The organism is Cupriavidus sp. 05L411, assembly GCF_056398045.1.
Genome location: NZ_JBFTOQ010000047.1, coordinates 38,353 through 55,928 on the forward strand (window position 1 = coordinate 38,353; position 17,576 = coordinate 55,928).

General features: G+C 61.5%; 15 protein-coding genes and 5 pseudogenes. 12 read left to right on the plus strand and 8 right to left on the minus strand.

Annotated elements, in window-relative coordinates:
- Nucleotides 1-2: 2 nt before the first annotated feature.
- From fahA to AC1DQR_RS33595, 7 genes and pseudogenes are all read left to right on the plus strand, one after another.
- Nucleotides 3-1,316: a fumarylacetoacetase gene (gene fahA / locus AC1DQR_RS33565; protein WP_477134565.1), complete on the plus strand. Its 1,314-nt coding sequence runs from the start codon at nt 3-5 to the stop codon at nt 1,314-1,316.
- Nucleotides 1,317-1,519: 203 nt separating this feature from the next.
- Nucleotides 1,520-2,599 (plus strand): porin, encoded by a 1,080-nt coding sequence (locus AC1DQR_RS33570; protein ID WP_477134566.1) that lies wholly within the window; start codon nt 1,520-1,522, stop codon nt 2,597-2,599.
- A gap of 33 nt (nt 2,600-2,632) precedes the next feature.
- The gene (locus AC1DQR_RS33575) at nt 2,633-4,345 is read left to right on the plus strand and encodes a CocE/NonD family hydrolase (RefSeq protein ID WP_477134567.1); all 1,713 of its coding nucleotides are present in this window, start codon (nt 2,633-2,635) and stop codon (nt 4,343-4,345) included.
- Between the two features lie 137 nt (nt 4,346-4,482).
- Nucleotides 4,483-4,755 (plus strand): annotated as a pseudogene (locus AC1DQR_RS33580) (Bug family tripartite tricarboxylate transporter substrate binding protein); the annotation flags it as partial.
- Between the two features lie 55 nt (nt 4,756-4,810).
- Nucleotides 4,811-5,341, plus strand: coding sequence for a tripartite tricarboxylate transporter substrate-binding protein (locus AC1DQR_RS33585; RefSeq protein ID WP_416047040.1), 531 nt, complete (start codon nt 4,811-4,813; stop codon nt 5,339-5,341).
- A 4-nt stretch (nt 5,342-5,345) separates the two neighbouring features.
- Nucleotides 5,346-5,741: pseudogene (locus AC1DQR_RS33590) on the plus strand (3-keto-5-aminohexanoate cleavage protein); the annotation flags it as partial.
- A 53-nt stretch (nt 5,742-5,794) separates the two neighbouring features.
- Nucleotides 5,795-6,070: an RNA polymerase sigma factor gene (locus tag AC1DQR_RS33595; protein ID WP_477134568.1), complete on the plus strand. Its 276-nt coding sequence runs from the start codon at nt 5,795-5,797 to the stop codon at nt 6,068-6,070.
- Here the strand turns inward: AC1DQR_RS33595 and AC1DQR_RS33600 are convergent.
- The 7 genes and pseudogenes from AC1DQR_RS33600 to AC1DQR_RS33630 all read right to left on the minus strand — a co-directional run.
- Nucleotides 6,039-6,320 (minus strand): annotated as a pseudogene (locus AC1DQR_RS33600) (co-chaperone GroES); the annotation flags it as partial. The gene AC1DQR_RS33595 and the pseudogene AC1DQR_RS33600 overlap by 32 nt on opposite strands.
- A 142-nt stretch (nt 6,321-6,462) precedes the next feature.
- Nucleotides 6,463-6,843 carry a hypothetical protein gene (locus tag AC1DQR_RS33605; RefSeq protein ID WP_477134569.1) on the minus strand — a complete coding sequence of 127 codons (381 nt, stop codon included), beginning with the start codon at nt 6,841-6,843 and terminating at the stop codon, nt 6,463-6,465.
- Nucleotides 6,844-7,085: 242 nt separating this feature from the next.
- Entirely contained in the window at nt 7,086-7,652 is a 567-nt protein-coding gene (locus AC1DQR_RS33610; RefSeq protein WP_477134570.1) for an Hsp20/alpha crystallin family protein, read from the minus strand.
- 89 nt (nt 7,653-7,741) lie between these two features.
- Nucleotides 7,742-8,149 (minus strand): Hsp20/alpha crystallin family protein, encoded by a 408-nt coding sequence (locus AC1DQR_RS33615; RefSeq protein ID WP_416047044.1) that lies wholly within the window; start codon nt 8,147-8,149, stop codon nt 7,742-7,744.
- A 15-nt stretch (nt 8,150-8,164) separates the two neighbouring features.
- Nucleotides 8,165-8,605, minus strand: a complete 441-nt coding sequence (locus AC1DQR_RS33620) for an Hsp20/alpha crystallin family protein (RefSeq protein WP_416047045.1) — start codon at nt 8,603-8,605, stop codon at nt 8,165-8,167.
- Nucleotides 8,606-8,907: 302 nt separating this feature from the next.
- A pseudogene (locus tag AC1DQR_RS33625) lies at nt 8,908-9,096 on the minus strand (hypothetical protein); the annotation flags it as partial.
- A gap of 1,015 nt (nt 9,097-10,111) precedes the next feature.
- Nucleotides 10,112-11,311: a Fic family protein gene (locus tag AC1DQR_RS33630; protein ID WP_477134571.1), complete on the minus strand. Its 1,200-nt coding sequence runs from the start codon at nt 11,309-11,311 to the stop codon at nt 10,112-10,114.
- 108 nt (nt 11,312-11,419) lie between these two features.
- Between AC1DQR_RS33630 and AC1DQR_RS33635 the strand changes: the two genes are divergently transcribed.
- The 4 genes and pseudogenes from AC1DQR_RS33635 to AC1DQR_RS33650 form a co-directional block, all read left to right on the plus strand.
- Nucleotides 11,420-11,572 carry a hypothetical protein gene (locus AC1DQR_RS33635; RefSeq protein ID WP_477134572.1) on the plus strand — a complete coding sequence of 51 codons (153 nt, stop codon included), beginning with the start codon at nt 11,420-11,422 and terminating at the stop codon, nt 11,570-11,572.
- Nucleotides 11,545-11,799 (plus strand): hypothetical protein, encoded by a 255-nt coding sequence (locus AC1DQR_RS33640; protein ID WP_477134573.1) that lies wholly within the window; start codon nt 11,545-11,547, stop codon nt 11,797-11,799. Before AC1DQR_RS33635 ends, AC1DQR_RS33640 begins: the two co-directional genes overlap by 28 nt.
- A 9-nt stretch (nt 11,800-11,808) precedes the next feature.
- Nucleotides 11,809-12,957, plus strand: a complete 1,149-nt coding sequence (locus tag AC1DQR_RS33645; RefSeq protein ID WP_477134574.1) for an efflux RND transporter periplasmic adaptor subunit — start codon at nt 11,809-11,811, stop codon at nt 12,955-12,957.
- 359 nt (nt 12,958-13,316) lie between these two features.
- Nucleotides 13,317-13,544 (plus strand): annotated as a pseudogene (locus tag AC1DQR_RS33650) (PAS domain S-box protein); the annotation flags it as partial.
- A gap of 834 nt (nt 13,545-14,378) precedes the next feature.
- Here AC1DQR_RS33650 and ku read toward each other — a convergent pair.
- Entirely contained in the window at nt 14,379-15,287 is a 909-nt protein-coding gene (ku, locus tag AC1DQR_RS33655) for a non-homologous end joining protein Ku (RefSeq protein ID WP_477134575.1), read from the minus strand.
- A 298-nt stretch (nt 15,288-15,585) separates the two neighbouring features.
- Between ku and ligD the strand changes: the two genes are divergently transcribed.
- On the plus strand, nt 15,586-17,576 hold a 1,991-nt coding region (ligD, locus tag AC1DQR_RS33660; protein WP_477134576.1), incomplete at its 3' end, for a DNA ligase D.

Sequence of the window (17,576 nt, forward strand, 5' to 3'; positions counted from 1 at the left end):
CCATGGAACTGAACCACACCCATGATGCCTCCCGCCACAGCTGGCTGGACTCGGCCAATGCTGCAGGCTGCGATTTTCCGCTGCAGAATCTTCCGCTCTGCATATTCCGTCGGCTTGGCCGCGCGGAGCTCTGGCGTGGCGGCGTTGCGATCGGTGACCAGATCGTCGACCTGGCCGCCTTGCATGGTAGAGGCTGCCTGCAAGACATGGCCGCCGAAGCCACGCGGGCCGCCGCAGCGCCGACGCTAAATGCACTGCTGGACCTGGGTCCGAGCACCTGGCGGGCATTGCGCCACGGCATCTTTGCGCTGCTGGAGGCAGACAGTGTGCATGAGCGTCAAGTACGCGAAACGCTGGCGCCGCAGGCGGCGGTCGAGTTTGCGGTCCCGGTACGCATTGGCGACTACACGGATTTCTATACTTCGCTCGACCACGCCGTGAACTGCTGTCGCCAGTTCGGGCTGGAGGTGAACCCCAATTTTGATTGGCTGCCGATCGCGTATCACGGCCGCGTGTCTTCCATCGGCGTCAGTGGCCAGCAGGTCTATCGCCCAATGGGGCAGTACCGCCCCGATCCGGGCGGAGTACCTGTGTATGGACCGTGCCAGCGTCTCGACTACGAACTGGAAGTGGGCGCGATGATTGGCATCGGCAATGAACGTGGTACGCCTATCCCGCTGGCAAAGGCACAGCAGCACATCTTCGGTCTATGCCTGCTCAATGATTGGTCTGCGCGCGACATCCAGACCTGGGAGATGCAACCGCTCGGGCCGTTTCTCGCTAAAAACTTCGCAACCACGCTATCGCCCTGGATTGTCACGCTCGAAGCATTGCTGCCTTACCGCGCACGCTGGACACGCGAACCAGAGCGCCCGCAGCCGCTTGACTACCTTCGTTCGGCGGAGAATGACGCGGCCGGCGCCTTTGACATCCAACTAGAGGTTTCGATACTCAGCGCGCGTCAGTTGGCACAGGGCCGGCAACCACGCACGCTGACCCGCACCAACTTCCGCCACCAATACTGGACGCTGAGCCAGATGATTGCTCACCACGCCATGGGAGGCTGCAATCTCCAGAGCGGCGACCTGCTGGGCAGCGGCACGATCTCGGGTCCCTCGCCGGGCGAGGCCGGCGCGCTGATCGAACTCACAGTATCCGGGACGCAACCGGTAGATATCGGCAACGGCGAACAACGCGGCTTCCTTGAGGACGGCGACACCGTCGTGTTCCGCGGCTGGTGTGAGCGCCAGAACTACGCTCGGATCGGTTTCGGCGTCAACTATGCGACCGTGCTGCCGGCCCCTGCGTTTGCCTGACGGTCTTTTATACCGACGCGCGCTACTTTCCGCCGATTATGGGCTGCGATGCAGTGTTGCACCGCAGTCAGCTACGGCGAATACCGGCATTCGGAATGCCGCAGGAAGGGACGACCGCCCCCGTCAGTGAGCCTGCTTATGCGCCACGGCCACGCTGTTCTTTTGAAGTGATCAAAGTAAAAAAATAACGGAGGAGATCAATTATGTACAGGAAAAGACAAGCAAGATGTGCTTTCTATGGTAAGGCCGGTAGCGATCCGGGTGGCACACGGAGGGCGCAGCCGATTGTAGGGTGGTACGCGCTGGCACTCCTTGCGCTGCCTTGCGCCGCCTGCGCGACCAGCGCACAGCTATACGGACTCGCGGACTCATATGTCGGAGTTACCCATCTCAGTGGACAGCGTTCTGCGACCGGCGTGGAGAGTGGCGGTCTGCAGACGTCCTTCTGGGGTATGACAGGAAGCGAAGACCTGGGAGCCGGTCTCAAGGCGAACTACCGCGTTGAGGGATTCTTCCAGACGGACACGGGTGCCAATGGGCGCGCGCCCACGGATGGGCTCTTTTCCAGAAACGCCTACGTTGGCTTGGAGAGCGGTCTTGGCGAAGTTCGTTTCGGGCGGCTAGCAAATCCGACGTTTCTGGCGACCGCACTGTTCGATGCGTTTTCCGGGTCGACCAAGTTTTCGCCGCTCCAGAACGTGCTGTGGACGCCCCAGCAGGGCCGATTCATTGCCGGCGATACCGCGTGGAATAACGCGATCGGCTACTACTCACCGGAATTCGCTGRGATTTYGTTCCGGGGCTTGTATAGCCTTGGCGAGCAGCCGGCCACGAATTCGCAGAACAATGCTGTCGGTATGCTGCTCTATGATCGCGGGCCATTGTCGGCAAGTATTGGCATCCAGAAAACCCGGATCGGTCCCGGACTTCCTGCGGGAAGTTGGGCGCAGACAGCGATGGTCGGGGGATTGTCCTATGACTTCAAGGCCATCAAGCTGCTGACCGAGTATGCCCACACAAGCACCAACGGGGCATCGACAACGACTGACACGCTTCAGGTAGGTGCACAGATTCCAGTCGGCAGCGGAAAGGTCCTGGCCTCCGCGGTGTCTTCACGCGTACGTAGCGATGTCATGGCGGACTATCGGCGTCACGGACTTGCCGGGGGTTATGACTATGCCCTGTCGAAGCGCACGGATGTGTACGCTGTGACGATGTTCGACAAGGTTACCGGAAAGGGCAGTGGCACCAGCTTTGCGCTGGGCATGCGCCACAAGTTTTAACCACTTACAAGATAAACCGATCAGGAGACAGACATGCAGATCGATTGGGACGTTGAAATCACGATGGACGATGGTTTGGTGCTTCGGGCCGACGTGTTTCGCCCGGAAGAGGAAGGACGCTACCCCGTTTTGATGTCGTATGGACCGTACGCCAAGGGCCTGCCATTCCAGGTGGGATTCCCCACACAATGGCAATCGCTGACTACTAAGCACCCGGAAATCTTGAAGGGTAGTAGTGGCAAGTACGCGAACTGGGAGACCGCGGATCCGGAGCGATGGGTGCCATTGGGTTACATCTGCATTCGCGTGGACTCGCGCGGCGCTGGTCGATCGCCGGGAGTCATCGATTGCTTCTCCCCGCGCGAGGCGCAGGACTTCCACGATTGCATTGAATGGGCAGCGAAACAACCGTGGAGCAATGGGAAGATCGGCTTGGCCGGCGTTTCTTACTACGGCGCCACCCAATGGCTCGTGGCGGCGAAACGTCCTCCGCATCTGGCCGCGATCTGCCCGTTCGAGGGGTTCTCCGACTACTATCGCGACGCCTGCCGGCATGGCGGCATCCTCAACACGTTCATGGTGGCCTGGTATCCGAAGCAGGTGGAAAACGTGCAGCACGGCCTCGGATGGCGTGGGCATGTGAATCCCAACACCGGGTTGCCTATCTCCGGGCCAGCCGAGCTCAGCGACGAGGAACTGCTCGCCAATCGCGTGGACATCAACGCGACGCAGTTGAGCGCCGAGCTCATCACGGATAGCTACTTCGACGGCCGCCGTGCGGACTTGGGTGCAATCGAGGTACCGGTGCTTTCCTGCGCAAACTGGGGTGGCCATGGCCTGCACCTCCGCGGCAATGTCCAAGGCTACTTGGGGGCCGGCTCGAACCAGAAGTGGCTCGAATTCCACGGGCTCGAGCATTGGACGGAATTCTATACGGACTACGGCGTAGCGCTCCAGAAGCGGTTTTTCGATCACTTCCTTAAGGGTGAGGACAACGGCTGGGATCGGCAGCCGCCCATCAAGATGCAGGTGCGCCACGTGGACCATTTCCAGGAGCGGGACGAGCATGAATGGCCCTTGGCGCGCACCGCATGGACGCCCGCGTACCTGGATGCTGGCACGCAGAGCCTGCAATCGGAGCCGGCCGAGACTGCTTCGTGCCTCTCGTTTGATGGCATGGCAGGCAAGGCAAGCTTCAGCACTGCACCCTTCGAGCGCGACACCGAGGTGACCGGCCCGCTGGCTGCCACGCTCTGGATCTCCACGACAGCCCGGGATGCGGACCTGTTCCTAACGCTGCGGGCTTTCGCTCCGGACGGCAAGGAGCACCTGATCTTGGGGGCGGTCGAACCCAATGCACCCCTCGCGCAAGGCTGGCTTAGAGCATCTCACCGAAAGCTGGATCCTCAAGCCTCCAAGCGGTATCAGCCCGTGCACACGCACCAGGAGATCCAACTTCTCGAACCGAACGAGATCTACGAGCTGCAGGTCGAGATCTGGCCCATGTGCTTCGTCTTCCCGAAGGGCTACCGGCTGGTGTTGACTGTCGGCAGCTCGGACTTCGAGCACGACCTGCCCGGACCCTATCCGCAGATTTATGGCAAGTCGATGCGCGGCTCGTCGGTGCTGCTGCACGATCACCCCGAGGACCGCAGTTCTGAACGATTCGCCGGACAGACGACCGTTCACACGGGCGGTAAGTACGCGTCATTCTTGCTTCTGCCCGTCATTCCCGCAACATGCTGACCCGAAGCACCATGAGCACTACGCGTCGAGAGTTCCTCGCCCGCACCGCTGGTGCATTTGCGGCCGCCGGCCTCCTGCCGTGGCAGGCCGCCAACGCACAACAGGCATGGCCTGCCAAGCCCATCAAACTGGTCAACATGGGGCCTCCGGGTTCCCCGCCAGACACCTACGCGCGGATTTACGCGGACAGGCTCGCAAAAGCCTTCGGCGTGCCCGTCGTCGTCGACAACAGGCCCGGCGCGGGCGCGAACCTCGCCTCCGAGGCCGTCGCGAAGTCGCCGCCGGATGGCTATACGCTGCTGTACACCGTGTCGAGCGCGTTCGTGGTCAACCCGTTCATCTATCGAAAGCTGCCATTCGATGTGAACAAGGATCTCAAGCCCGTGTCGCCGCTCCTCGCCCAGGGCTCCTTCATCGTCGTGAACAACGACCTGCTGGTGAAATCACTCCAGGAACTGGTCGCGTATGCGAAGGAGCATCCCCGGCAAGCTCGCCTACGCGTCCTACGGGATCGGGGGATTCCCGCACCTCATCATGGAGCTGCTCTCGCAAGCCGCGAAGATCCAGATGCTCCACGTGCCGTACAAGGCTGCGCCGATGACAGACGTGATCTCCGGGCAGGTCCAGCTGATGGCGGAACCGGCGGCCTCCGCCATTCCGATGATCAAGGCTGGCAAGGTGCGTGCCATCGCGTTTACCGGTCCGAAGCGCCATGCCCAGTTCCCTGACTTGCCAGCCGTCGTCGAAAGGTACCCCGAGGTCGTCAGCTTCGGTTGGCATGGCCTCTGGGCGCCCGCGGGCGTGCCTGGCGAAATTGTCCAGCGCCTCAACGCCGAGTTGACCCGAATCACGCGTTCTCCCGAGGTCACGATGAAAATCCAGGAGCTCGGGAGCGAACCTCTCTCCGCCACCCCGGAAGCCATGTCGTCCATGGTCCGGGCCGAGACCAAGAAGTGGGGCGAGCTGATCCGCGCGAAGAGCATCACGGTGGACTGAGGCCATGGCCCGTCCTGCACGCAAAGTCATCATCACCAGCGCGATCACCGGCGCCATCCACACGCCATCGATGTCGCCTCACTCGCCGCTGTCGCCCGACGAGATCGCGCAGCACCCGATCGATGCGGCCGATGCCGGCGCAGCGATACTGCACCTCCATGCCCGCGACCCGAAAGATGGGCGGCCGACGGCCGAGCGGGACGTCTTCGCCCAGTTCCTGCCGGTCATCCGGTCGAAGACCAGTGCGGTCATCAACATAACGAGCGGAGGTTCCACCAAGATGACGCTGAAAGAGCGGTTTGCACCCCCGCTGCGTTTCAGGTCCGAGATGGCGTCGCTCAACAGTGGCTCGATGAACTTCTCGATCCATCCAGAAGCTCGGGCGATGCATCAGCTCAAAAGCAGCGACGCGGTCAGCTTCTGACTCATCTTCAATGTTCGAAAGGAGCCATCATGCTCGAGTACTTTCCCACCAACTACGTGTGGAACCTACTGGACGCCGCCTGCAGCCCGGACGAGGCGGCCACCCAGAACGAGGTGCATGAGGTCGTCAGCAAATTGCTTGCGCAGCTGCCCAACCAGTGGCGTCGAACCGTGCTGCTGGCACGCGTGGACGACGTTCCGGTGAGCAAGATTGCCCGCTTGCTGAACGCCCCGGAAGGCGAAGTTCGGAGCTGGCTGGATCACGCGGATATCCGACGACGCACAGAATGTCCTCGTCACGCATGACCAGCACCTCCTCGCCTACAAGCTTGACTGTGGTGCCCGTATACTTGCCAAATAGCACGCGCTCGCCGATCTTCACGCTCGGCGCGCTGACACGGCCATCGCTCAGGCGCTTGCCGGGGCCGATGGCCAGGACTTCGCCCTGGTCCGGCATTTCGGCGGCAGTTTCGGGGATGACAATACCGCCGGCCGTCTTGTGTTCTGCGTCCAGACGTCTGACGATGACGCGATCGTGTAGTGGACGGATGTTCATAGCCTTGCTCCTCATCCAATCACTGTGATTATGAGCTTGACGGGACGACCAGTCCTGACACTGTTCGTGCTTGAGAGCCTTAACGCCGGTGCCTGGATTCGCAACACAAGCGTCACTGGCCCAGAAGCCGGATTCTGGCGCTTCACTGAATGGGCGGCACGGCACCGAGCTTCTCTGCCAGCATCCGCTCATACACGCCAAAATGCGTATCCACCTCTGTTTGACTGACGACGACAACGTCAATCGTGACTTGCTCAAGCGCCAAGCCGAACATCGTGACAAGGGCCACTTCCAGGTGGGGCGCCGCCTCTCTGTCCTTTTCGAACGTCGTGCCGATGCCGATCACGTAAGCATCGCCTTGCGCCGTGACGTCCACCAACCGGGCCCGCGCGCTGAGGTTGTTATCGATCGCGATTGTGACCAACTCTGCCAAGCGCCGCGTCCGCTCGGTAGGAAAGCCGCGCGTGCACTTAAGCCGCACCCGATGCCTGCCTAGCGTCACCCACTCAGAATCGAATTCCATCGAAGCCTCCATCTCGGGAAGTTGTTTGTCGCGAAAATAGTGGCCGGTCCGGCGATCTCAAGACCTCAGCGTCGCACGTGGATTAGCTGCAGGGTTGCAAGCCAGCACCGCATGTTCCGAGCGCCGCGTATGCCAGAAAGGGACCGCGGAGGCGCTACCTTGCATGGCCAGCAGGAATGTCCAGGCGGAGCGCAGCAGGCTCACGCGAGTCTATGCCCTTGAGGCGGTTCGCCGTCTCCCGCTCACTTCACCTCGATCTTCCTCACCGCAGACTGCGACGCGCCGGTCTTGGGCAGACGCAGCGTCAATACACCGCGGTCGAAGTTCGCCTCGACGTGATCAAGGTCGACGCCATCTGGCAGCGGAATACTGCGCATGAAGGCGCCGTATGCCCGCTCCAGCCGGTAGCAGCCGTTCTCCTCGCTCCGAATGTCCTGCCTCTTCTCACCCCGCAATACCAGTGCGCCATCTTCGATGGTGGTCTGCAGGTCCTCGCGATCCATGCCGGGCAGCTCCGCCGTGATTCTCAGCGCCGCGCCATCATCGACCACATCGATCCGCGGCTGGAAGCGCGACGAACTGAAGTCACCGAACCATCGATCCAGTCCCCCGAAGCCCGCGAAGGGTTCATGCAGAAACTCGCCCATCGCACGCCATGGATCGCTTGAAAACAGCCGCGAAACGTCAGGCCAGTCCGGTGTCCAGTGCCTTGGCGCGGGAACATTTGATGACTCGCCCGTCGGTTGCCTATCCTCTGTCGATTTGCGTAGGAACTTGAAGGGGTTCCATTTGCCCAGATCAGTTTTCATCTTGTCCTCACCGAATGTCCAGCCAATTTCCGCGGGCACTGCGGTGGCGCCCTTGCGGATGCCACCGGTACCCGGCGGGCGACGGCAACTCACGCGACGTTGACTGCAATGCGGCGTGGACGCGCTTCGTCGCGACGCGGGATCGTTAGCTTGAGCACGCCGTCCTGCAGGTTCGCCTCGATCTTTGACGCGTCAAGGTCCGCACTCAACGAGAAAGCGCGTGCGAAGTGCGGCTGGCGAATTTCCGCGTGTTGCACACGCAGTCCTTGGGGGGTGGGCACGACCGCTTCCGCCTCGATATGGAGGTTGCCGTCGTGAACATTCACCTCAAGCTTGTCCCTGGTCACACCTGGAAGGTCGGCCCAGAGGGTGACGCCATTGCTGTCCTCGACGATGTCGACCGCGGGAAGCAGCGTCATCGTCGGCGTCGACCTGTCCTCCTGAGCTTTTGTCACCGCGTTCTGGTTGCGTTCAACCATTTGGGTGGTATCGTTCATGGCATTCTCCTCGCGTTATTGGACCGTGATCGCCCGGGGCTTCGAGGCTTCGCGCTTACCGACACTGATAGACAGGCAGCCGTTGGCATAACGCGCCTGAACTTTGTCCGGGTCGGCGCTCTGCGGCAATTCGACCACACGCCGGAACGTGCCTGTGAATCGCTCTTGCGCGTACAGCCGGACCTCCGGATCATCCTCCGCTTGCGCCGTTTCGCGCTCGCCGCTGATGGTCAGCAAGCCCTTGTCGATCGACACCTCGAACTTGTCTGGCTTGAGCCCCGGTGCGAACGCGACGATCTCGATGGAATCGTCCGTGGCGCCGATATTGACGGGGGGAAATTCCCCGAAGCGGCCGGAGCGGATGCTGGATGGGAAGCCGCCGAACAAGCTCGCCATCTGCCTTTGCATGCGGTCGAGCTCGCTGAAGAGGTCAGTTCCAAAGAAAAGATCGCTCATGGTCGTATCCTCCTTCGACGCAGCAAGGAGGCGAAGGGGCAACGCGCTCCCATCCACCTGCCAAGCCGCTGGCAAACAAACAGAAACACGCAGCGCGCAATGGTCGCGACTGCCTGAGCAAAAATAAAATAGTAATTGGCCGCCCAAATTTCAAGGGGAGCAAGCCTGCGCCGTTCCGCGAAAGGACGTCGGGAGATTCGTGCCGGTCACGTTTAGTCACATTTGCTTGCGTTGCATCCGCGGCTGGTGCTCCCGGTTGCACGCCGCTCAAACAGGCGGGACAGGCTCATCGCTTAATCGATAAGCCGCGGGCATTCAAAGTCAATCGCCCCATGCAATCCGAACGCCACTCGCCGGAGCATGCCCTCGACGGCAGCGCCGGCTTGCTTCTCATTGAGCAGAATCGGGCTGGTCATAGGATGCCGGCCGACGAACGTGGGTGCACAGTTTTATATGCCGATCGAGGCGGTGCGCCGACGCGGATCCACTCTTCACCCCTCTAGCGCCGGATGCCTCTTAAGACTCGAGGCCTTGCGCTCGATAAGCCGCTGGGCAGGCGATTCCAGGTTGGAGGGTGCTAGGAGTGGGGGTACGAGCAGACCGACGACGCGGTAACCAGCGTGGAAGGGGCGAACTCCTTGGTCAGATCCTCGGGGCGGCGACCCGCAGGCCTGTGCCTCCGCAGCGACACCGCGGGTGGCTCGGAAGTGAAGGGATTACAGTATCTCCGAATCCTACGGATCCAGCCTTCGTCGCCCGGTAGCTGGCGCCCAGCGGTGTGCTCGTAATCGCTTAGCGTGCAATCTTTTCCGTTCTGAAGCGATCCCGAAAAGGACGATTACCCATTGATGCGCGGCTGCGGTTCAATGCCGAGTCGCTGAGGCTGCAACCGGCAAGGAGGACGTCGACGCCACGGTCGATGCCGGTCCGGCCGCGCCAGAGAGTTTCCAGTTGTAGGGCGCCAATTCCTCGATCGGGTTAATCGGATGCGGCCCGGAGGGAAGCACTGCGTCCGCTGCGCAGCAATTCTATTCTCCAGCCGCCTAACCTGATCCACCTGTAGACCCAGTAGCCTCTTGACGTCTCTTACTGCGACACCAATATACGAGGGGCGCCTCCCGTGCCCGATGCCTCATCACGACGCGTGCGTTGGGGCATGGTCAACTGATCACGGGTAACTCTCGGTTTGACGAGAAGTCCTTTGCCTGCCGCATCGACCCCATGAACGGCAAACGCGTCTTTGGCCAGATCGTCCCGGAGGCTGCGGTGGAAGCCGCAAGTCGGCATCGAGGTGCCATGATGGCGTGTCGAAACGCCATCACGACCACAGGAGGGGAAGCCCCATGCCCATTTATTGTGGAAGTCCTCCTCCATTCGATGACCCCTATCAGGACCCAGGACATCTTCAAGCGTTGATTTCTCAGGGCTGCTGACCAAGTTTGTAGCACCTTCCTTGTCTTGACGGCGCCCCGTCGTGACACTTGCTAGGTCGTGACGGAGAAGTGGCTATACGGCCTCACCCGGATCGGGCTCCATAGCTACACCATGCGTCCATCCCGGCACGTTGATGTAATAGCGCACCGCTTTGCCCACACCGTGGCTCCACAATTGCCCGCCCGTGACCATCTCCGAAAGGTCGCGTGTAGCCGTGGCCTTTGAGACGCCGGTCATCTTCATGTACTTCTCAGCGTTCAGGCCGCCCAGGAAGCCACCGTCCCCGTCGTCGAGAAGCCGCTGCAGCACCTTGCGCTGCCGCTCATGAATCCCGCTGCCCTCATACTTCTCCCAAAAGCGCCTCTTCTCGATCGCTTGGTCGATGACTTGGCTCGCGGCATGACATGCCGCCGTGCATTGGCGCGCAAACCACCGCACCCACGATGTCACGTCGGCGTCACCACGTTGAGCTTGATTGAGGGCGTCGTAATACGCCGAGCGCGAGGTCAGTAGCTGCCGCGAAAGACTGTAGAAGCGCACCGGTTGTCGCAGATGCTGTGCCATGGCCATATCAACGATGGCCCTCCCAATACGGCCGTTGCCGTCCTCAAACGGGTGAATGCTCTCGAACCATAGGTGCGCAATAGCAGCCCTAGCGAAGCCATCGATCAGCTTACTGTCCGACGTCAACGGCGAGGCCTGCGCCGGCGAGGACTCAGCAAACCATGCGAGGAAGCGCGTCATCTGCGCTGGCACGTCCTTTGATGGGGGTGCCTCGTAATGCACCACCTCACGGCCTGGCGGACCGCTTACGATTTGCATCGGATCGTCATGGTCGCGGTATCGGCCGACGGCGATTCGGTGGATGCCGGACGTGCCGCCAGGGAATAGCGCGGATTGCCAGCGGTACAAGCGGTCCTTATCCAGGGGCAGATCAAACGCTGTTGTGGCATCGCTGATGACCCCAACCAGACCATCGACATGGCGGTCGGTGGGCCCCGACGTCGGCAAGCCAAGCCGCCTCATCACTGACGACCGGACAACATCGAGCGACAGGCGCTCCCCTTCAATGGCGGCCGTGGCCACCACCTCATCGGATAGCGCATCCAGCGCGACCTGGCTGGTACTTCCAAGGCCAATGGCCATGGCCTTGCCTTCGACGACACCGTGCATCCGGTAGGCCTCCGCCAAGTCAGGCGCGATCATCTGCGCGTCATAAATGAAGTCAGGCCATTCTGCGCGGCGCCAGATCCAGGAAGAATTCGTGCTCATGAGCCGCATTTTGCCATATTCGGCTCACATAGTGCGCCGCTTTTCAAGCTTTACGGCTCACGTTCGACGCCACATGTGTGTTGTTTGTTGTGTCCGAGACCGCTTATTATGTCAAATAATGAACATGTGAACGAATTGTGGTCGAGCGGGGCACCTGATCGCGTTGAGGCCATCGACTGGCTGCAGGGCCAGGCGGAGCGCCTGCGCCTCGGCGATCCCGACGCCAACCTGCTGTGTTGCTGCGCGTCGGCCAACTGCTGATCCTCGCCTGCGGCGCCGAGGCGCTGACCACCAACCAGGGCCTCGCGCATGACGCAAGCAGCGCGCGCGAGCGCGATCGCAACCTAGCCGGGCTAATCGGCGCGCCCTCTGACTTACTTCGGAGCCTTGCGGCCGGGACATCGCGATTGCGCGCGAGCGTACTGCCCAACACACCTGTCAGCGTGGCGCCAGCAATCTTCCGCTATAAGTTCCTTGCCAATGATTAATGGCCCGCAATGGCCTACCCAAAAATGCAATTGCCGCCCATTTCCACCCGCTCACGACGCGCGGTTCTGGCCAGTTCTGCCCTCGCACTGATCCTGCTCGGCACACCGGGCCTGTTCCAGCGCAGCCAGTCGAGTCATTCGCCCGACCTCGCAGCGCCGCCCCCGCCCGTTCCCGTACTGCTTTCACGCGTGGAGGCGCGGGATGTGCCACGCCAGGCGGAGAGCGTCGGCACAGTACGTTCGTTGCGCGACGTCGTGGTGCGGGCGCAGATCGATGGCCATCTCACACGCCTTTATGTGGTTGAAGGCCAGCAAGTCACGAAGGGAGAATTGTTAGCGTCCCTGGACGACCGCCCCATCCAGGCGGCACTCAACCAAGCCCGCGCCACGCTGGATATGACCCAGGCTCAACTGCGGATAGCCGAACTGGATCTGAAGCGCTACAAGACCTTGATAGGCGAAGACGCGATCCCGCGCCAGACACTCGAGCGGCAAGTAGCCTTGGTGGAACAGCTACGCGCGACCGCGCAAGGCAACCGCGCCACGATCGCCGCCGAGGAAGTGCGGCTGCCTTACACGCGGATACGCTCGCCCATTTCTGGGCGGGTCGGTCTGCGCAATGTCGACGAAGGCAATCTGGTCCGTATGAATGACACCGAGGGGCTGTTTACAGTGACGCAGATCGCACCGATAACGGTGGAGTTCGCCATGCCGCAGTCGGCGCTGCCCGTATTACAGAGCCTGATTCGCGCCGACACGCCGGCCGCTGTGCAAGCGATATCTCGCGAGGCTGGAACGTCCGTGGCGCAGGGACGACTGCTGGTGATCGACAACCGCGTGGGTACCGGCAATGGCGCGGTACGTATCGAGGCGGAGTTCGATAACCGTGCTGGTCAGCTCTGGCCCGGCCAGTTTGTCACTGTGCATCTACAGACAGGGCTGCCGCACGACGCTCTGGTTTCCACACCTGCGGTGCTCCGCTATGGCGAGCAGGACAAACCGTTTGTGTTCCGCCTGAAGGCGGACAGCACAGTGGAAATCATACCCGTCAACGTCCTCTACCAGGACCGGCAGCAAGTCGTGATCGATGGCGTGACTGCCGGCGACCAGCTGATATCCGACGGAGTTCCGCCTGCCACCACGAAGGCGAGAATCTGACGTGACAGAACGAGCCCCCCTCTATCGCTGGTTCGTCGATCACCCGATCGGCACCGTCTTGCTCGCCAGCCCTGGGCACGGATCTGCCGCGCTCGTTTCTCACGACCGGCGCAAGCGTCAGCCTCCATCCGTCCAAAGCCCTGACCGTTTCCTTCGCAATCGACACGCTAATCAATACCGGCCATGCATTCGCACAAGTGGCAAGCGCAAAGCTCGATCACCGTTTCTGAGGCGGGATGCAGAGTTTGAGAGGGTATGAATGCGTCCCTCCTGGGCGCCGAGTGACGTCGTGAGGGATGCTGCCCTCCACAAATAGAAGGAGGCCCTCCAGGACAGAACGGCATCGAGGTACCAAAGTGGTAGAGACTGCCGCGTCGCGGGGACATGCGGAAGACGAAGGGTGGCACGTGCACAAGGACGGGAGCCGATTCTGGGCGAATGTTGTCATTACGGCGATTCACGATGACGCCGGCACCTTGATTGGATTCGCAAAAATTACACGCGACTTGAGCCAGCGATGTAGGCTAAATGCGTTAGAGGGAGCTTGCGCAGCGTCTGCGCTCGTGCAGCAGGCACGGGAGAATGATGCAATGGCCACTTCGCTGCAGCGCATGCCAGCCTCTGCTCGCCGCAACTGACCCGCGCACTCGCTAAGTCTGCAGCCGGTGATAGGCATTGAAAGGCCGGATCGCCCACATCCCGTCGCCAAGCGTTTCGTAAATACGGGCTGCGTTGAAGTGAGCATCAGCAAAGTCCGGTGCAAGTGTGACGCATCGTTCGTAACTTGATTGAAGTGGAGCAGCGGCTCGTTCGGCAGATGTGAGACTCCGAAACGGTACAGTTCCACCGCGTCGCCAAACCGGCCAGCGTCGCGCAGCATGCAACCCAGGTTGAGATACGGATCCAGGAATGTTGGATCCTCCGCCAAGGCCCCCCGGTATGCGGCCTCGGCGTCGATCGGCTTCTCCGTTTCCAGCTCGGCACCGATGAGAAACCAATCCTGCGCGTCGGCCGCCGGCGCCCGTGCATCGTGCAGAGACTCCACGACCGCCGCGCCCGGTTCACCTGGCTCAAAGTCCATCAGCATCTGGCCCGACACGGCCTGCCATCCCCTATCCTCGTCCTTTGTCGCCACCTCGTTGCCCAACGCTCGAATCCGCACGCCGGTCAGCGGCTGGCCAGTGCCGCGAGAGGCCTTCACCCTCGCCAGCGCGCGGACAATCAGCCGCGTTGGGATCTTGGCGCCACGCAGCGAATTGGCAGTCCGGAGAAGCACCATGTCCTGAAACGTGAAGAGGAGTTGCCGGCGCGGCCCGCGTGTGGGCGTGATGATCCCCTCGGTGACCAACCTGGTGGCCACCGTACGCGGGATGCCCAGCATCGTCTCGGCGTCCTTCAGGGTGTATGTCGGCATCGGCCCGTCACTTCTTCGCCGCTGAAGCTCGCTTCGCGGGAGCGGGCGCTGGCGCCGCAGTGGCACGCTTCCCAGTCTTCTTTCTCTTGCCCTCCGCTGCCGCCGCAGAGGCCGGTGCCTTCGTTCCGCCCTGTTTGCGCTGGGCCATGCTTGCGCGCAGGGCCTCCATCAGGTCTATCACTTCCGCGCCCTGCCGCGGTTCGCTTCGCTCCTCACTCACGGTGATCTTCTTGCCCGCGATCTTCTTATCGATCGCTGCCAAGATACGGTCTTTCTCCTCATCCTTGTAGGCCGTCGGGTCGTACCCGTCCACCGAGTTCTGCTCGATCAGCTGTTTAGCCAAAGCCAGCTCGACTGGCTGGACCTCAGCTTTCTCCACGTGCAGATCCAGCATCGATCGGACCTCGTCGGCGTAGAGCAGTTGCTGGAGCACCAGGCCCTCGTCGATCGCACGCACCTGCACCATGTACTGCTTGCCTTTCCAGACCCACTGCGCGAGCGCGCAGGTCCCGGTCTTTCGCATGGCTTCGGCCAACAAGTTGTATGGCTTACCACTGCGCTTGTCCGACCCCAGGTGGTAGGCCTTGTCGAAATAGATGGGGTCGACGGCTCCGGCCGGCATGAACGACACGATATCGATCGTGTGCTTTGCCTCGTCTTCCAACGCCTTCAGCTCGTCCGGCTCAAACACAGCATAGTGATCCGGCTCGAACTCGTATCCCTTGACCATCTCGGACCGCTCGACCACTACATCCTCTCGGATGCACACATACTGCTGCTTGAGCCGAGAGCCGCATCCCTTGTGCAGCAGATTGAAGCCGACCCCCGAGTTGCTTTCCGTGGCACTGAAGATCTTCACGGGGATCGACACGAGGCCGAAGCTGAGAGAGTGGGAAGCAATGGAACGGGCAGCCATGGCGATCACCGTACAGGTGGGGGAGTACACCGATCTAGCTTAGATCGTGCCCGCCGAATCGGCGGAGTTCCACTGTCACTTTGCGGATAGGCGAGCAATTCCTGGAAGAACATGTGCATGTAATTTCTGTCGGACCTACATGGCAACCAGTGCCATACCACATGTCGGACAGCGGCTTATTGCTGCATCCATAGGACTTGGAAATACTGCGATTACAGCAGACGGCATACGGAGACGGTCATGGCGAACAAGAAAGTGCACGTCGTTCCACACGGCGCCCGGTTTGTGAACCCAGTCCATGGCTAAGTCGGCCTCTTCCAACGCGCGCAGCCTCGAGCGATACCGTCAGAAGCGTGACTTCGCCGCGACGACGGAGCCGATCGGCCAGGTGTCCGCCCCTGGCGTTGCCAGCGGCGCACTGAGCTTTGTCGTGCAGAAGCATGCGGCTCGCCGGCTCCACTACGACTTTCGTCTCGAGCTGGAGGGTACCCTCAAGAGTTGGGCGGTCCCCAGGGGACCCAGCTTGGATCCCACAGAGAAGCGGATGGCCGTGCACGTCGAGGATCACCCGCTGGATTATGCGAGCTTCGAAGGCGTGATCCCGCCCAAGGCATACGGGGCCGGCACTGTCATCGTTTGGGATCGAGGGACATGGATGCCGGTCGGCGATCCGGTGGCCGGCTACCAGAGCGGCAAGCTGAAGTTCGAGTTGCAAGGTGCGAAGCTACATGGCCATTGGACCTTGGTCAGGATGCGCGGCCGCGGCGATGAGCGTCAGGATCCGTGGCTCTTGATCAAGGAGCGGGACGCGTTCGCGCGCTCTGCCGCAGAGTACGACGTCACCGAAGCCATGCCGGACAGCGTACTGGCCCAGGGCAATAGCAAATCGGCTGCTGGCGGTAACGCAAAGATTGCCGTGCCAAAGCAGCGTCGCTCGCGCCCGTGCCAGGGCCGACAGGGACTACCCGCTGCAGCACGCCCGGCCCCCCTTCCGCTTGCGTTAGCCCCGCAACTGGCAACGCTCGCTTCAACGGTGCCGCGCAACGCCAACCAGTGGGCCTATGAGATCAAGTTCGACGGCAATCGGTTGTTGGCAAGGGTCGACGGCGATGACGTCCGTCTCTTCACAAGAAATGGCCATGACTGGACATCGCGCCTCAAATCGCTTGCGGCGGAGATTCGCGCTCTTGGCCTCGGCTCCGCCTGGTTGGATGGGGAGATCGTGATACTCAGCGACAAGGGCACCACGGACTTCCAGGCGCTGCAGAATGCCTTTGATAGATCGAAGGTGGAGGACATCCAGTACTTCGTCTTTGACCTCCCCTTCTTCCAAGGCCACGACCTACGACTGGTTCCGTTGGCCGAGCGCAGGGCGCTGCTCAAGGAGGTGATAGCCGTGCCAGCTGGGACACGAGTCAGATACAGCGAGGCCTTTGAGGGCACGCCTGACGACCTTCTTGCCGCAGCGTGCCAGATGGGCCTGGAAGGTTTGATTGGCAAGCGCGTCGACGCGCCCTATGTCTCCACCAGAGCGCCCTGCTGGATCAAGCTCAAATGCAAACAGCGACAAGAATTCGTCATCTGCGGATTCACGGCCCCGAAGGGAAGCCGACAAGGCATCGGCGCGCTCCTGCTTGGCCTACACGACGAAACCGGGAAACTGCACTACGCCGGCAGCGTTGGCAGCGGTCTGGATTCGCGCATGCTGACCAAGTTGCTCGCCATGCTGTCCGAACTGGAAGTGCCAGTCTGCCCGTTTGGAAAGCTACCACCGCGCGTAGTCGCCCGGTGGGTCAAGCCGAAGCTGGTGGCCGAGATCTCGTTCGCCGAGTGGACCAAAGAAGGCCGAATCCGGCATCCCGTCTTCCATGCCTTGCGCGCTGACAAGGCTGCGGGCACCGTGACAAGGGAGCGGCCGGTCGATGTGGAACAGCCCCGGCCTCGGCCAGCGCGCTCGGTCAAGGTATCCAACGCGGAGCGCGTGATTGATCCAACGACCGGGCTGACGAAAGGCGACCTGGTCGGATTCTACGAAGCCATTGCGCCGCACATGCTGCCTCATCTCCGCGGGCGCCCTGTCTCCTTGGTACGCGGGCCAACGGGCATCGACGGCGAGCTGTTCTTTCAGAAGCACGCCGAGACCATCAAGATCCCTGGGATCAACGTCCTCGATGCCAGCCTATGGGCGGGACATCCGCCGCTCCTTGAGATCGCCAGCGAGACGGCCATCGTTGCCGCTGCGCAGCTGAATGTGATTGAGTTTCACACTTGGAATGCCACCAAGAGGAC

Bases quoted from the DNA above. Each gene is read 5' to 3' on its own strand.
- AC1DQR_RS33615 (WP_416047044.1), bottom strand. From the start codon at position 8,149: ATGAACGATACCACCCAAATGGTTGAACGCAACCAGAACGCGGTGACA.
- AC1DQR_RS33610 (WP_477134570.1), bottom strand. From the start codon at position 7,652: ATGAAAACTGATCTGGGCAAATGGAACCCCTTCAAGTTCCTACGCAAA.
- AC1DQR_RS33635 (WP_477134572.1), top strand. From the start codon at position 11,420: ATGTCAAATAATGAACATGTGAACGAATTGTGGTCGAGCGGGGCACCT.
- AC1DQR_RS33585 (WP_416047040.1), top strand. From the start codon at position 4,811: ATGCGAAGGAGCATCCCCGGCAAGCTCGCCTACGCGTCCTACGGGATC.
- AC1DQR_RS33620 (WP_416047045.1), bottom strand. From the start codon at position 8,605: ATGAGCGATCTTTTCTTTGGAACTGACCTCTTCAGCGAGCTCGACCGC.
- AC1DQR_RS33605 (WP_477134569.1), bottom strand. From the start codon at position 6,843: ATGGAATTCGATTCTGAGTGGGTGACGCTAGGCAGGCATCGGGTGCGG.
- AC1DQR_RS33630 (WP_477134571.1), bottom strand. From the start codon at position 11,311: ATGAGCACGAATTCTTCCTGGATCTGGCGCCGCGCAGAATGGCCTGAC.
- fahA (WP_477134565.1), top strand. From the start codon at position 3: ATGGAACTGAACCACACCCATGATGCCTCCCGCCACAGCTGGCTGGAC.
- ku (WP_477134575.1), bottom strand. From the start codon at position 15,287: ATGGCTGCCCGTTCCATTGCTTCCCACTCTCTCAGCTTCGGCCTCGTG.
- AC1DQR_RS33575 (WP_477134567.1), top strand. From the start codon at position 2,633: ATGCAGATCGATTGGGACGTTGAAATCACGATGGACGATGGTTTGGTG.
- AC1DQR_RS33595 (WP_477134568.1), top strand. From the start codon at position 5,795: ATGCTCGAGTACTTTCCCACCAACTACGTGTGGAACCTACTGGACGCC.
- AC1DQR_RS33645 (WP_477134574.1), top strand. From the start codon at position 11,809: ATGGCCTACCCAAAAATGCAATTGCCGCCCATTTCCACCCGCTCACGA.